Raw genomic sequence first — 15,833 nt, forward strand, 5'->3', positions numbered from 1 at the left:
TGAGTATTAACTCGTTAATGCTTCACATATTGCTGCCACTTTCTGGCTAGCGTCAGTCACTGCAAGTTGCTTCGCTATGCAGGCTTTTTCATAAATCGCGTCACGAGCTGAAAAATAAGGGCGTAATAATGCCACAATACTTTCTTTGTTAAAGTCTTTTTGAGCGATTAAATGTGCCGCGCCACCATCAACTAAAAACTGAGCGTTTGCTGTCTGATGATCATCTACCGCATATGGGTACGGAACAAATAACGCCAGTTTTCCAGCCGCCGCAATTTCGCTCACCGTCAATGCGCCAGCTCGACAAATCACAATGTCTGCCCAATCATACGCCGCATCCATGTCACTAATAAATTCGTCAACTTGAGCCGACAATCCAATGGCGTCATACAACGATTGAACTTTTGGTAAATTATTGCGACCTGTCTGATGGCGAATCTGTATTTCACCTAGTTCACTTAAAGTTTGAAACGCTTCAGGCAAAACGTCATTAAAGACTTGTGCCCCTAATGAACCACCTACCACAAGCACCTTTAAAGCGCCGACAGCCTCTTTGGGTGAAAGCTTTACAACACTTGCTCTGACCGGATTTCCAACAATCTCCGCGCCATTAAACGCACCAGGAAAAGCCGCTAACACTTTTGACGCGATGCGCGATAGGCAACGATTACTGAACCCTGCAACTGCATTTTGTTCGTGGATAACCAGTGGTATCCCAAGCAACCTAGCCGCAATCCCAACGGGCCCTGTAACATAACCTCCCATTGCTAAAATCACGTCTGGTTGGCGCTTTTTAATCACAGCGATGGCGTCTTTAATTGCTTTTGTGACCATCCAAGGTGCACTCAACAAACGCTTTAAACCATTGCCACGCACACCTTTAACTTCGATAAAGTCGATTTCAATGTGGTGCTTTGGTACAACTTCGGCTTCCATTCTATCTGCAGTGCCTATCCAGCTGACAGTCCAACCGGCGTGTTTTAATGTCTCCGCAACCGCAATTCCTGGGAAAATATGGCCACCCGTGCCTCCGGCAACAACCAATAAATGCTTACTCATCGTTTTGAGCCTCGCGTCGTTGCTTGGCGCGTTGCCATTTTTGTTTCAAAATCAATGCGGAATAATACGCCTGCAGCAACGGTCATCACCATAAAACTAGAACCACCTTGAGACACAAAAGGCAATGTTAGGCCTTTGGTTGGCAAAATACCGGCGCTTGCGCCAATGTTTACCATGGTTTGGAATGCAAACCAGATCCCAATTCCAAGCGCTAAGTATCCTTCATATTCACGACCATTTTTAAGGGCTTTTTGACCAATAAATAAGGCACGAAATACTAAGGTAGCTAACAACATCAAAATGCTGACCACGCCTACAAAACCAAGCTCTTCACCGATAACAGCAAAAATAAAGTCATTATGTGCTTCTGGTAGGTATTGTAACTTTTGGACACTATTGCCAAGTCCCTGCCCAAACCAGCCGCCTTGGCTGTACGCCATAAGCGATTGAACCAGTTGGTAACCTTTGCCGAATGGGTCATTCCACGGCTCCCAAAAGCTAACAACACGTGCCATCCGATATGGCTCAACAATAATGAGTAATACCACCATGCCAACACCGGTCAATATTAGTGCAAAGAACTGCCATAGTTTCGCGCCTGCCAAAAACAGTAACCCCACCGTTGTGACGAACATAACAACAACCGTGCCTAAATCCGGTTGAAGCAAAATTAATGAAGCGTACACGGCAAACACAGCCATTGGTTTGGCAAAGCCTTTAAGGTTTTCTTGAACCTCTTCCCGTTTGCGTACGAGATAACCGGCTATGTAACTGAAGAAAAATAGCTTAGCCAATTCCGCGGCTTGAATACCGACAGGCCCTACCGGGATCCAACGCTTAGAACCGTTCACTTCTCGACCAATAACTAATACGATAAGCAAGAGTACAACACCGATAAGGAGCAAATATGGATTTGCTTTTTTCCACCAATCCATCGGTACGGTTGTCGCCATTACAAACAATAAACTTGATAACGCGATAAAAGCACCATGCCTTAACGTAAAGTGATATGGGTTGCCAAAAATTCGCTCGCCTGCCGGCATTGAGGCACTTGTTACCATCACAAAGCCAACACCTATCAAACACAACATGGCATATAACAATGGCACATCGTAGAGCGCACTAGAGGGCTCCGGAAAAAACCATTCTTTCACTTTATCGACAAGTTGCATCAGAGTGCCTCCACCAGAGAGACAAAATGCTCACCACGAGCAAGGTAGTTGCTGTACATGTCTAAACTTGCGCACGCTGGTGCTAATAAAACTTGGTCTCCACTCGTTGCTTGTGCAGCAGCAGTGCTCACTGCTTCGCCTAAGTCAGCCACAAGCTGAGCATTTGGGTGGAGTCCTAAAAAGGCTTTTCCGTCTTGGCCAAATGCTAATACCGATTTACAGTATTTGCGAAGCACAGGCCCAAGAGGAGACAAATCTGCACCTTTTGCGTCACCACCAACAATGACAATCATCTGCCCAAGTGCGTCATATAAACTCTCAATCGCTGCGATAGTCGCCCCCACATTGGTGGCTTTTGAGTCATTGATATAGCGCACCCCGTTCACTTCGGCGACGAGCGCACAGCGATGAGGTAACCCAACAAAAGACTTAAAAACGCGTTCAAAAACATTCACAGGAACATTAAACGGTTGAAGTAGAGCCATCACGGACAACGCGTTGAACTGGTTATGGCCGCCAAGTAAGCTCAGTGAATTTGTCGAAAACCAAGGTTGTCCAAATGCACTGAATTTAGCCTGCTGTTGCTCCACAACTAGGCTATAGTCACCTTGCGTCAACGACACTGTCACCAGCTCTTGTTTGCGAGTTGGTTGCATCGAAAAGTGCGTATTTTCGTCATCGGCATTAACGACAACGCGTTTTGCATGTGAATAGATCCGTTGTTTCGCAGCACAATAAGCGGCAAAATCCGCGTATCGATCCATGTGATCTTCAGACAAGTTCAAGATCATCGCGCTTTCGCAATGCAGCGTGTGCGTAGTTTCCAACTGAAAACTAGACAACTCCAACACGTACACATCAGCATCAAGCGAGAGTAAATCAAGCGCAGAAGTACCGATGTTACCACCAAGGCCGACATTGAAACCGGCTTCTTTCAGTACAGCCGCCGCCAGTGAAACGACGGTCGATTTACCATTCGATCCGGTTACCGCAATCACTGGTTTATCGTTAAAACGAGCAAATAATTCAATATCGCCAATTACTTCAACACCCTGAGCAATCGCATTCGCAATGTTCGGCTCATACAGAGGAATACCAGGGCTTACAATGAGCAAATCGCACTTGTGCAAACATGCTTCCGCTAAATTGCCAAATACAGCATCACAATCCACATTCTGTTGCGATAACCAAGCCGCTCCAGGAGGTTCGTTGCGAGAGTCCACTACTTTTGGCGTAATACCATGTTGAAGCAAAAAACGAACAATCCCTATCCCCGTTATGCCGAGGCCTAAGACTATAATATTTTTTTGCTTTAACTCATCTAAATAGGTCATCTATCGTAACTTCAACGTTGCTAAGCCAGCGAGAACTAAAATTAATGAAATAATCCAAAAGCGTACAATCACTCGAGGTTCAGGCCATCCCTTTAACTCATAGTGGTGGTGAATCGGTGCCATACGGAAAATTCGTTGACCACGTAGCTTGTACGAGCCTACTTGCAAAATGACCGACAAGGCTTCCATTACAAACACTCCTCCCATGATAACAAGCACAAGCTCCTGACGGACGAGTACGGCAATAATGCCAAGCGCACCACCAAGTGCCAACGACCCAACATCGCCCATGAACACTTGCGCTGGGTAAGTGTTAAACCACAAAAAGCCAAGACCCGCGCCTACAATCGCGGTGCACACAACAACCAATTCACTCGCAAGGGGTAAATGAGGGATATTGAGGTAATGCGAGAAGTTCACGTTACCTGATAGGTAAGCAATGATTGCGAGCGCGCCAGCAACTAAAATCGTTGGGACAATCGCCAAACCATCTAAACCGTCGGTGAGATTTACAGCATTCGACGTACCGACAAGTACAAAATACGTCACAACTAAATAGAAAATACCAAGTTGTGGAAGCACGTCTTTAAAGAACGGCACAACCAACATCGTTTCCGATGGATTTACAGATGAAAAGTACATAAAACAAGCGGTACTGATCGCAATAACGGATTGCCAAAAATATTTCCATCGAGCAATTAGCCCCTTGGAATCTTTTCGGATCACTTTGCGATAATCATCGACGAACCCGACAATACCTAGACTTCCAACAACAAATAGAGTTACCCAAACATACTTGTTGCTCAGATCAGCCCACATTAACGTGCTGACAAAAATAGAGCCTAGAATTAAAATCCCACCCATCGTCGGCGTACCCGCTTTAGAGAAGTGAGATTCTGGACCATCGTTACGCACTGTTTGTCCAATTTGCATGCGCTGAAGTGCTCGGATCAACTTAGGGCCAAAATAAAGTGACAACATAAGAGCCGTCAAAATGCCCAAAATAGCTCGGAATGTTAAGTATGAAAATACATTAAATCCGCTGTAAAATTGTGTCAGATATTCAGCCAGCCAAACTAACATGATACTACTCCCTCTTTGCCGTGTCGGCTTTCTGAAACTAGCTCGTCTGCCACTAACTCCATGCGTGCACTTCGAGATCCTTTAACTAAAACGGTAATTTCTTTTTGTTGCTCTTCTAGGTAATTTTTTAACGTTTGCAGCAATGCTTCACGCGTAGTGAAATGCTGCCCATCAGGACCAAAGGCGTCAACGTATGAACGACTTAGCGGTCCTAGTGCAAATAACGCAGGAATAGCCTTTTGCTTAGCATATTCGCCTATTTCCGAGTGATACTGTGCGGCGTCTGGTCCCAATTCGCCCATGTCCCCCAACACAAGTACTTGATGTGTTGGTAAATCAGCGAGCAAATCGATTGCAGCTTTTACCGATTTCACATTCGCGTTGTAGCTGTCATCAATTACGGTCAGGTGAGCATTAACTTGTTTGACGTTTACCCGACCTTTCACCTCTGCCATTTGCATAAGACCATTCATGATGTCGTCTAGCGACGCGCCTACACGACTGGTTAAAGCGGCTGCTATCACCGCATTTATCACGTTATGGCGGCCAGACAAAGGAAGCTGGATACGTATAGTTCCATCAGGCGTGTTCAAGGTAAAACTTGCACGCGCTAGAGCGTCAAGCGAAATCTCGGTAGGGTAAAAGTCACTAGGTGTTTCACTGTGAAACTTTACTACAGACTGTGAAGACAAATGGTGATACCAATCCACAATGTAAGGACATTCTTCATTAAACAGTGCTGTGCCAGTCGCTTTCAGCCCGGTGAATATCTCCCCTTTTGCCTGACCAACACCATCGATTGAACCGAAACCTTCAATATGAGCAGGTGCAACATTGCAGACCGTCGCAACATCGGGCTGAGTTAAAGACACCGTGTACGCAATTTCACCAATGTGATTTGCCCCCAATTCAATCACCGCGAATTCATCCTCTTCACTGAGTCGCAATAACGTTAATGGTACACCAATTTCATTGTTAAAATTTCCCGCGGTTGCTAGCACTTTCCCTTTTTGACGAAGGATAGCAGCGCACATTTCTTTAACCGTGGTTTTGCCAACACTGCCCGTAATTGCTATCGTTTTGGGTTGAACATGACTCATAACAGCCTTGCCCAGTTCACCCAAAGCGAGCTTGGTGTCAGCAACTAAAAATTGAGGTATGTTCACATCAACTAGTTTTGAGACCACCACGCCAATAGCGCCGTTCTCAACCGCTTGGGCTACAAAGTCATGAGCATCAAACTGTTCGCCTTGAAGCGCAACAAATACATCGCCTTGCCTTACACTTCGCGTATCCGTACTAATTTGGTGTACCGCGAGGTTATGTGCAGGTTTGTCCGTATTCAGTACGTTTGCAATCCAATTTAAATCGACGGCAATCATAATGCCTCTCCTGCGAGTAACGCTTGCACCACTTTTCGGTCGCAAAACGGCAAGATATCTTTACCAATGATTTGGTAATCTTCATGCCCTTTGCCAGCGATTAACACCACACTATCTGGCGTAGACATTGCTATTGCGGACTCAATCGCACGAGCTCGGTCTGACTCAACGTGCACACCTTGCAAAGAGGTAAAGCCGGTGAGAATATCGTCAATAATCGCTATCGGTGATTCCGTTCGAGGATTGTCGCTTGTGACTATTACTTTATCCGCATATTTTTGAGCGATTGCAGCCATCTGTGGGCGCTTACCTTTGTCACGATCACCACCGCAGCCAAAAACACACGTAACTTTACCTGGTACGTGTTGTTGCAACGCTTTGAGCGCTTGTTCAAGTGCATCTGGGGTGTGTGCGTAATCGACGATACAGGTTGGTTTGCCTGCAGCACTAAAAGGCTGCATGCGACCTGCGACTGTCTGTAAGCTACTAACCGCTCTTGCCAGTGCATCAAACTCAAAGCCAAGACTTAATAAAGTGGCAAATGCTGCGGCAAGATTGTAAAGATTGAATTCACCGTATAACGAAGTGACAATTTGGCACGTTCCCCAACTGGTTACAAATTCACAATGGATCCCATCCGGTGTGTATTCTTCATGCTGAAACGCAACGAAATGTGGTAGCGCACTCAATTGTGCACTCATACGCCCAAATCCAACGATTGACTGTACTTGATCGTTTTTGATCCAAGTTTGTCCAATCGCATCATCAACATTGATGACGGAAAAAGTAGGCTGGTGCTTTTTAAATAGTTGCAGTTTTGCATCCGCGTAACTTGCCATGTCGCCATGGTAGTCCAAATGGTCGCGACTTAAATTCGTAAAAACGCCAACATCAAATTCAAGTCCGGCGACACGACCTTGAGAAAGGCCATGGGAAGAAACTTCCATTGCAACTAATTGATGTCCTTCTTTCAACTCGTTCAAAATTCGTGCGAGGTCCACATGACTCGGCGTCGTATTTGCAAGAGGCACGAGGGCATCCGGCTTACCATAACCTAACGTCCCAACAACCGCGCCGGCATGTGCACATAACGTTGCTAAATTCGCGATCAGTGCCGTTGTGGTGGATTTACCATTAGTCCCAGTAACACCAATAAGCTTAATTGCTGAAGACGGTTTTCTATAAAACTCCGTCGCCAGTGCCGCAATCTGCTCTTCTAAATTATCAACGCCAATCACACGTTCGTCATGACGTTCCGACACGTTCGCGGTGTTGACTAGCGCGCACACTGCGCCAGCACTAAATGCTGTATCAATAAACTGTGCACCATGTGTTTGATGGCCGTCAAGGGCAACAAAAACGTCCCCTTCTTTGACTTCTCGGCTATCAATTCGCAAGTCATTGACCATCAAGCTTTTGATGGTTTTCCCAAAATGCGTAAGTACATCTTTTAAATCACGCATCATTATCTTTTCCTGTTAAATACGCCACACGCTCTTTGTCTGGCGCAACATTCAATATACGCAATGCATTTGAGATAATTTCGGCAAATGCAGGGCCCGCCGTAGCACCGCCATAATAAACATCTCCGCCAGGTTCGTTAACCATAACAACGACCGCTAAACGAGGATTACTTACTGGTGCGATGCCTGCAAAGTAACCGACATATTCATTACCATACCCGCCTGCGACCGCCTTAATGGAAGTCCCTGTTTTACCCGCAGCACGGTAACCGTCTACATTCACTTTGGATGCAGTCCCGCCGCTTTCAAACACGCTTTCCATCATCTCAACAACCGCTTTTACGTTGCTTTCTTGAAAAATACGCTCACCCGGTGGAGGCGAATCTTGCTTAATAATGGTCAACGGGCGTTTAATACCACCTGCGCCTAATATCGAATAAAACCGAGCCATTTGCGCGGTCGACACGCTTACCGCGTAACCATACGCAAGCGTTGCAATTTCAAAATCTGACCAGCGACGATTTGGGTAAAACAACCCGTTGCTTTCACCAATCATCATCGTGCCTGACTCTTCACCGAACCCTACTTTTTGGTAGGTTTCAACGAAGTAATCTTTTGGCATCATTTGGCTTATCTTAGCAACGCCCATGTTACTCGATACTTTCAAGATCTCGCGTAGCGTCATTTCACCGTGATTTCGAGGATCTGTGACAAGACTCCCACCGATGCGCATCCAGCCTGGGTATGTATTTATTGTGTCAGTAGCCTTTACAGCGCCGTACTCTAAACCAGCTAATATGGCTAGAGGCTTAACAGTTGAGCCAGGTTCAAATAAATCGGTGATCGCACGGTTACGTCTTTTGTGTGGCGCGGCATCACGCATATTGTTGGGATTAAATGATGGACTGTTTACCATTGCCAATATTTCACCCGTTGTCACATCAACCACCATGGCTGAACCCGAGGTCGCTTGGTAGGATAAAACCGCCGACTTGAGCGCCTTATAGGCAATCGCTTGAATTCGTTCATCAATAGATAATGTGATGCTCTCTGGTTCTACGCGTTGTTGCTCATCAAGCACTTGAATTTCGCGGCCTTGAGCATCTTTGCGGATGGTACGTCGTCCTTCGGCTCCCGTAAGTGCTTTGTCATAAAGCTTTTCGACACCTTCAATCCCTTTACCATCAATATTGGTAAAACCAAGAACGTGCGCAGACACTTCACCACTTGGGTAAAAACGTTTTGATTCGTCGAGAAGATGAATACCAGGCAACTTTAGATCGTCAATGTAGTTTGCAACAGCAGGAGTTACTTGACGTTTTAAATACACAAAGCGCCGACTCGTGTTGGCGCGCAGTTTTCCATTAATATCGGTGTTGTCTTCTTGTAATACGTCAGCGAGCTCTCGCCATCGCAGATCATTTTGATAGAGTTCTCGTTTTCGGTGGGTTAATTCCACCTCATTTTTTTCGAGTGCATCTACATTCTCACCCGATTTTTTTGCCGTTTTTAAAACTCGTTTCGCCAATTCTTTATCAAGCGCAAGCGGATCCGCGTACACACTCACTACAGGAACACTGATTGCAAGCTCATTTCCATTGCGGTCGAAAATCATTCCACGCTGAACTTTAAGCTTTTCAACACGGACGGTCCGTTTCTCGTTTTCTTCACGCGCTTTGTCAGGCTCAATAACTTGCAAATAGGCAGCCCTTGCCATTAACGTGACAAACACAAAAACCAGCACAACACATACTAAAATGAAGCGCCATGTGATCAAATTGTTCACGGTCTTCTTCGGGGCAATCATGGTAGTACCACCACCTGTTCGTCTTTGCTTGTTGGTCTTTTCATATCGAGCTGGCTGATAGCAACTTCTTCAATGCGAGCATGTTGAGAATAAAACTCCTCCTCAACAATCAAATAACGCCATTCAAGATCCAACTCGTCGCGTTGTTGTAATAGCTTGTCTTGTTCAATCAGTTGCTGACGAGTTAAATGCGTGATTTGTACAAGCACTAAACTCGAAAAAAAATCAACACCAATAAAAACGCAATGAACTTGTTCGCGAACAAGCCCTTGATAATTTCGTTAAATAAATTGGGTTGGCGCAACTGCGCTTTTTGGTTCATTAGAGTTTCTGCGCCACCCGCAACACCGAGCTTCTTGCCCGTGGATTTTGCGCAATCTCTGCTGCGCTTGGTTTTATGGCTTTACCTACCGCTTTCAACGTCAAGTTTTGTTTTAATTGTGCATCCGTTAAAGGCAGACCCCTAGGTATCGCCTCTCCCTTACTTTGTTTTTTAATAAACTGTTTAACAATTCGGTCTTCTAATGAATGGAACGAAATCACCACAAGACGGCCACCCGGTTTCAATACATCCAACGCTTCGCTCAGCGCCGTTTGAATTTCTTCCAACTCACTGTTGATGTAAATACGAATTGCTTGGAAAGTGCGTGTAGCAGGATGCTTGTGCTTATCTTTAACCGGTACTGCTTCATCTACTAAATCGGCTAGTTGCTTAGTCGTCGTTATTGGCGTGTGATCCCGCGTTTCAATGATTTTCGTCGCGATACGACGGCCGAACTTCTCTTCACCGTACTGTTTAATTACAAACGTAATGTCTTCTAAATCGGCTTCGGCTAACCACTGCGCTGCGCTGCGTCCAGACGTTGGATTCATACGCATATCAAGCGGACCATCTTTCATAAAACTGAAACCGCGCTCCGCATCATCCAATTGTGGAGACGATACGCCAATATCCAGTAGAATGCCGTCAACTTGGCCTAAAATACCAGCTTCGGTAGCCACTTGGCGCATGTTGGAAAAACGGTTGTGTGCAATCGAAAAACGAGCATCGTTCGCGAATTTTTCAGCAGCCGCAATTGCCGTCGGGTCTTGGTCGATTGCTTGTAAACGACCCTTATCTCCCAAACGAGCTAAGATCTGTCCCGAATGACCACCGCGACCAAATGTGCCGTCGACGTAAATACCATCCGGTTTAATATCTAGTGCATCAATGGTTTCGTCCATCAATACCGAAATGTGCTGAAATTGCGCAGTCATGTGCTTTGCGTATGCCTTAAAATTGTTGCTTACAACGATATCGAATCAAGATCCGGATCAAATTCGAAATCACCACTTCGCTCGATTTCAACATCTTGTTCCATCTGAGCAGCCCAGCGATCTTCGTCCCAAATCTCAAATTTATTTAACAAGCCAACCAACATTAGTTTTTTCCCAAGCCCTGCGTGAGCACGAAGCGAAGGAGCTAACAAGATTCGGCCATTTTTATCTAATTGGTATTCCGTTGCATGACCAAGTAACAGCCGCTGCATACGTCTAGCTCGCGGATTCATACTAGAGAGTTTCGCAAGCTTGGCTTCAATCAATTGCCACTCACTTAGCGGATAGAGCCACAAACACGGTTCATTCAATGCCACAGTGCATATCACGGTACCTTCGTGTTCAGACAGCAGGCTATGACGGTACTTTGTTGGTACCGCGAAGCGTCCTTTCTCATCCAAACTCAGTGATGTTGCACCGCGAAAATTCATTGTTGCTACCAGATGACTCTAAAAACTCATACCAAGATCCAGTTTGATCCACTTAAAACCACTTTTTACCACAATGGAACAGTCTAGGGCTTGAACCACCTAGTTGTCAAGGAAATAGCCCGGTGAATATCACCTGTAAAGCCAGAAAAAATAAGGCCTCCAAGGAAGTCTATGAATTAGGTGGGAAAATGTGGCGATGCATAAAAATGAACAGTGCAATAACAGAAAAATCACAATAATCCCAAAAATGGGATTAGAAATGGACGTCACACAAAACTACTAAATTCGTGTTATTTTTCAGCGTAAACTGGCGAAAATAGCGCCATACGACGATATAAAACACCACCAAAAAGCATTTAAAGTCGATTGAATAACCTAGAATAAGGGATGAGTAAAAAATGTTACAGGGAGGACAAACATTCGCGGAAGTCGATATTTTGGTCGCAGGCTAAAAACAAAAAAGCCACCCTCAATATTGAGAAGTGGCTTTTGATCTAGGGATCGTTACGGTTATTCAGACACGCCTAACGCAACCATCATTTTATTCGCAATATCAATATGGTGTTGCATTGTAGAGAAGGCACGCGTTACACCTTCTGGCCCAAATGCATATACCGGAACTGGCGCGGCTGTGTGCGTACCAGTGCCCCATACGACGTTTTGGTCCGCGGCAAGCGCTCGTGCAATTTTACCTGTGTGGTCTTCATCAGCGTAAACATAGAACTCTTTGAAATCTTCAAATTTAGGCACCATTGTCGCACTTTGGTAGCTGTGATCTGGCACGTAATATTCGTTCACTTCGCGCTCACCTACTTTTGCCGCTTGGTCGATAGTGACTTTGTATTCGCTGTACATATTGATTGCATTCATCCAATCTGTTGCTGTCGCAGAAGCAAAATCCCAATCCGCATTCGCAGCATCCATCATGTTGAAGAATGTACCTGTCTGTTTGTAAAGCATGTCTAGGTTTGCAAGATCCCCAAAATTAAAGTTTGGTTTGTAATCTTGCCCACCCATACCATCACCCGGCAACGATTTACCCTCAGGCATATCTTTACGCGAATAGCTGAAGCCAAAACTGCCTGTTTCGTGGTCTGCCGTAACAACGACTAACGTGTCATTTCGGTCCTTTACCCACTCATAAACAGCATCAACAGCTTCATCAAATTTTAAAAGTTCATTCAACATCCAACCCGCGTCATTCGCATGGCCTGCCCAGTCGATTTGACCGCCTTCAATCATAAGGAAGAAACCATCTTCATCTTTAGAAAGGATATCAAGTGCCTTAACTGTCATCTCTTTCAGTGAAGGCTCTGAACAGTTGTTTGCTTCTTGACATGCTTTGTACGCAATCGCATCCGCCATACCCGAGTTTGCAAACAAACCTAATAACTTTGTTGCATCCGCGTTTGCTAGTTGTGTCTTGTCAAATGCAAGGCTGTATCCAAAGTCTTCTTTTGCTTCAACGATAAGATTACGTGAATCTTTACGCTTAGATTTTTTCACAACACTGGCTGGTACACCTAGGGCTGCCAATGTTTCTTGTGCTGCTGTATTCGTTTTGATATCGGATGGAATGAACACACGAGCACCACCTGATAACAACACGTCCACCATGCCTGAGCTCACTAAATCAACAGCGATTTTATCTTCAAGTGAACGATGTGGTTGGTGAGATGCAAACGCCGCAGGTGTCGCATGTGTGATGCGCGTGTCTGATACTAGACCCGTTGCTTTACCTGCTTTCTTTGCTTTTTCAAGGATGGTTTCAACAACGTAGCCTTGGTCGTCTAAACCAATCATTTCAGAACCGGCCGGTTTACCTGTTGCCAGTTGAGTGGCTGAACACGCTGAATCGACAACCAACTTACCGGACGTTGCGCCATAAGGTTGGTTAAGCGATAGACCTAATTGACCTACTTCTGCCAGCTTCTGCAACGCTGTCTTGTTATTTTTTGAATTGTACGTCGAGTTTGGGGCACGTCTTGCGTATTCTTCAAGTAAACCAACTTGCTGAGCGCCCATTCCGTCACCGATCATTAAGATCACGTTTTTCACGGAAGTGACGGGAGTTGGTGTCACTCGTACTTCTTTAATGACTTCGACTTCTTTAATCACTTCAACTGTTTTTGTATCAGTGTCATTACAAGCGGTTAGAAAGAGCGCAGAGATACTGAGCGCAAGCACGGATTTTTTCATTATTGTCCCCAAAGTAGAGTTCTTGTTCTAAATTGCGGCACAGTCTAGGGACATTTAATGACGATTTTATTTCACGAAAATTACATTTAAAAGTCACAACATCATGATTTATTTGAAAAACTCAAAGAAATAGGTCGTGTGGTAAGTCCATGTAAAAACACACTTAACAGGATAGTACACACCGCAACTTGGGAGATCGCTTGTACCTCAGGCTGTTCCAGCTCCAACAACATCATCGTAAAGACGACAGACGCCATCCCTCGCGGCCCAAACCACGCTAGTGTTAGCTTTGCTTTCCAGCTTTCCTGACTAAAATATAAGGCCAATACAACCGGTATAATACGGAGTAACGTAACAGCACAAAGTGCATAAAAAATCGTTTCCCAGCCCAAGCTCATTATTGTAGATACTGAAACAAAACCAAACAATATCCAGATTAATACCGACGCCAATTCTGCAATGTTTTCGCCCTCTTCGATCAATTGGTCTTTGAACGCATCATGATAAAACTTATCGAACAACAAGCCACTGACGAACGCCGCAATAAAGCCACTGCCATGCAGGCTTTGAGTAAGGGCGTATACCGTAATGGCAAATCCAACAAACAAAAATGGGCTCGTACTTTGAGCAAAAAGATGTCGCTCTTTTGCTTTTGAAATGAGAAATATCGCTAATGCGGTAAACGTCACAGCAACCAATACAGCGATCCCAATTTCACGCACAAACACAGCCAATAGACTAGCACCGGAGAGTTCTTCAGGATTATTAAATGCACTCATTGCCAGAAGGAAAAGTGGCACACATAAGCCATCATTCAACCCACTTTCCACATTGATAGCTTCACGTAAATTGGCGGGTACTTGTTTGGCGGTAATAAACCCTCGACACAACGCTGCATCAGTCGGTGCAATAATAATGGCTAAGAGGGCTGCAGCGAGCCACGATAAACCCAAAGAAAAGTGAGCCATGATAGTTGCAAACACGACCGTTAAAGGTAGCCCAACAAGCAACAATAACACGGGTAGATGAACGCTTTCCATTAGCACTCGCAAGCGAGTTTTGGCTGCATCTGAAAACAGGAAAATGGCCAACGTCAATTCCACCAGCGGTTGCCAAATTTCTCGGTCTAACTGATTCAATAAAAGCGTTTGATCAAAGCCGAGCGCTAAACTTATGCCTATCAGTACAAACCACATTGGTCCAGTTAACTCAGCCCGCTGTAACTGTCGAACGGAAAGCGAATAAACGAAAATTGCAATTCCAACCCATGCCAATGCGTGATAATTCAAAATGACTTTCCTTGATTGATATTCGTAAGCGGGAGAAAAAACCATACCGCAATATGGCACTACCTTAACGTTAAGATGGCTCAACCACTATGCGATATCAAGAACAGTGACGCAAGCACAGTAAAAGAATGTCTAAGTCTCAACAATAACTCAACGACTATCTCTGTCTGTCCGTTCGACCAAATACGGCTCGTTGATGTCGCATGCTCTGCGATAAGTTCCAAACGGCTAATAAGCAAGCTAATAGAGCTTTATTTTTGCGTACAATTCTTTTGTATAACTGGGTAATCGACTCACCCAGCTATACGTACATCAAATTATTCGTTTATTTCACTCGCTATATCCGCGTAGTTTGCACTGAATTCCGCGCGCTTTGTCTGCTCAACATCATTTGTGTTGAATTGCATTGATTGCCAAACCTCGTCGGTTGGTTTAGCGGCGTTCGCCTGGTCTATTAGCACGTTATCACTTCGAGTTTTAAAACTCGCTGAGCCAAAGTTACTTTGCGCCAGCGCTTCTCTATAGCGGCGATTTGCCCAATATCTATCCCAACTCGTCGATTGATAGCTTGCCGCTGCACGATAATGACTCAATATTTGCGGCGTATAAAACACACCCCAATTTCCTTGGAACTCCACATTCTCTTTATCTTGCTGATTGGCGAACCGGAACGCATGTGTTCCAGCACCATCTTTATGATACACCACCATGGGATGCCCGTTTTGCTGCAACACATTTGCAAAAGCTCTGGTGTCATAGTTACCGTGCGCGCTTGTGCTTACGTGCGTGATGCTTTCACTGCTGCCTTGTTTAATCGTCCAAACGATGACGGTTTCAACATCATGACGATGCCCACCTAAAAAAGACCAATGAACAGCCTGATCTTTTTCAAAATAGAGTTCATAAAAATGTGCGCACTTGAGTGGCTCTCCATTTGAGGATGTGTGACATATCTGGCGGTGAATTGTATTGGCAAATTGTTCCCAGCCAGCATCACGGCAATTTCCCCAAGGGGTTGACCATGCCGCATCCAATCCATTATTTTGTGATAGGTTATTATTTTTGTTAAACGGCGTTGCGGGATAGCATCCATCCGAATCAAAATCAAAGACCGGTGCGAAGTTCCTCACCGCGGCTTGGTTATACCACGTCACAGCTTCGTCCAAGCGAGGGAGCTCATCAGCATGAGAGTGCGTGCTGTGGGCAATTGAAATGAGCGCGATGGCGATAACCGAAGTCTTTAGTGTTGCAGGGATTTTCATGTGACTTTCCTTTAGTAAAGTTAATTAGGTCACAT

12 protein-coding genes and 1 pseudogene are annotated in these 15,833 nt (G+C 45.1%); all 13 read right to left on the bottom strand.

Annotated elements, in window-relative coordinates; translation table 11 throughout:
• Positions 1-6 precede the first annotated feature (6 nt).
• Positions 7-1,059 carry an undecaprenyldiphospho-muramoylpentapeptide beta-N-acetylglucosaminyltransferase gene (gene murG, locus NI389_RS07620; RefSeq protein WP_308362282.1) on the bottom strand — a complete coding sequence of 351 codons (1,053 nt, stop codon included), beginning with the start codon at positions 1,057-1,059 and terminating at the stop codon, positions 7-9.
• Entirely contained in the window at positions 1,056-2,231 is a 1,176-nt protein-coding gene (gene ftsW / locus NI389_RS07625) for a cell division protein FtsW (RefSeq protein WP_308362283.1), read from the bottom strand. Before ftsW ends, murG begins: the two co-directional genes overlap by 4 nt.
• Positions 2,231-3,565 (bottom strand): UDP-N-acetylmuramoyl-L-alanine--D-glutamate ligase, encoded by a 1,335-nt coding sequence (murD, locus tag NI389_RS07630; RefSeq protein ID WP_308362284.1) that lies wholly within the window; start codon positions 3,563-3,565, stop codon positions 2,231-2,233. The genes ftsW and murD overlap by 1 nt, the downstream gene beginning before the upstream one ends.
• Complete coding sequence (gene mraY, locus NI389_RS07635; RefSeq protein ID WP_208844239.1) at positions 3,566-4,648, bottom strand: phospho-N-acetylmuramoyl-pentapeptide-transferase; 1,083 nt, start codon at positions 4,646-4,648, stop codon at positions 3,566-3,568.
• On the bottom strand, positions 4,642-6,030 hold the full coding sequence (locus NI389_RS07640; RefSeq protein WP_308362285.1) for a UDP-N-acetylmuramoyl-tripeptide--D-alanyl-D-alanine ligase: 1,389 nt from the start codon (positions 6,028-6,030) through the stop codon (positions 4,642-4,644). Before NI389_RS07640 ends, mraY begins: the two co-directional genes overlap by 7 nt.
• Positions 6,027-7,493: a UDP-N-acetylmuramoyl-L-alanyl-D-glutamate--2,6-diaminopimelate ligase gene (locus NI389_RS07645; RefSeq protein WP_308362531.1), complete on the bottom strand. Its 1,467-nt coding sequence runs from the start codon at positions 7,491-7,493 to the stop codon at positions 6,027-6,029. The genes NI389_RS07640 and NI389_RS07645 overlap by 4 nt, the downstream gene beginning before the upstream one ends.
• Positions 7,486-9,300 carry a penicillin-binding transpeptidase domain-containing protein gene (locus NI389_RS07650; protein WP_308362286.1) on the bottom strand — a complete coding sequence of 605 codons (1,815 nt, stop codon included), beginning with the start codon at positions 9,298-9,300 and terminating at the stop codon, positions 7,486-7,488. Before NI389_RS07650 ends, NI389_RS07645 begins: the two co-directional genes overlap by 8 nt.
• A pseudogene (ftsL, locus tag NI389_RS07655) lies at positions 9,297-9,622 on the bottom strand (cell division protein FtsL). The gene NI389_RS07650 and the pseudogene ftsL overlap by 4 nt, the downstream one beginning before the upstream one ends.
• Entirely contained in the window at positions 9,622-10,557 is a 936-nt protein-coding gene (rsmH, locus tag NI389_RS07660) for a 16S rRNA (cytosine(1402)-N(4))-methyltransferase RsmH (RefSeq protein ID WP_308362287.1), read from the bottom strand. The pseudogene ftsL and the gene rsmH overlap by 1 nt, the downstream one beginning before the upstream one ends.
• Positions 10,558-10,586: 29 nt before the next feature.
• Entirely contained in the window at positions 10,587-11,048 is a 462-nt protein-coding gene (gene mraZ, locus NI389_RS07665) for a division/cell wall cluster transcriptional repressor MraZ (protein ID WP_208844243.1), read from the bottom strand.
• Positions 11,049-11,558: 510 nt separating this feature from the next.
• Positions 11,559-13,247 (bottom strand): alkaline phosphatase, encoded by a 1,689-nt coding sequence (locus NI389_RS07670; RefSeq protein ID WP_308362289.1) that lies wholly within the window; start codon positions 13,245-13,247, stop codon positions 11,559-11,561.
• 101 nt (positions 13,248-13,348) lie between these two features.
• Positions 13,349-14,536 (bottom strand): cation:proton antiporter, encoded by a 1,188-nt coding sequence (locus NI389_RS07675; protein WP_308362290.1) that lies wholly within the window; start codon positions 14,534-14,536, stop codon positions 13,349-13,351.
• Positions 14,537-14,853: 317 nt separating this feature from the next.
• The gene (locus NI389_RS07680; RefSeq protein WP_308362291.1) at positions 14,854-15,798 is read right to left on the bottom strand and encodes an NPP1 family protein; all 945 of its coding nucleotides are present in this window, start codon (positions 15,796-15,798) and stop codon (positions 14,854-14,856) included.
• Positions 15,799-15,833: the final 35 nt, after the last annotated feature.

Origin of the sequence: Pseudoalteromonas xiamenensis, assembly GCF_030994125.1 — a bacterium.
Lineage (GTDB): Bacteria > Pseudomonadota > Gammaproteobacteria > Enterobacterales > Alteromonadaceae > Pseudoalteromonas > Pseudoalteromonas xiamenensis_B.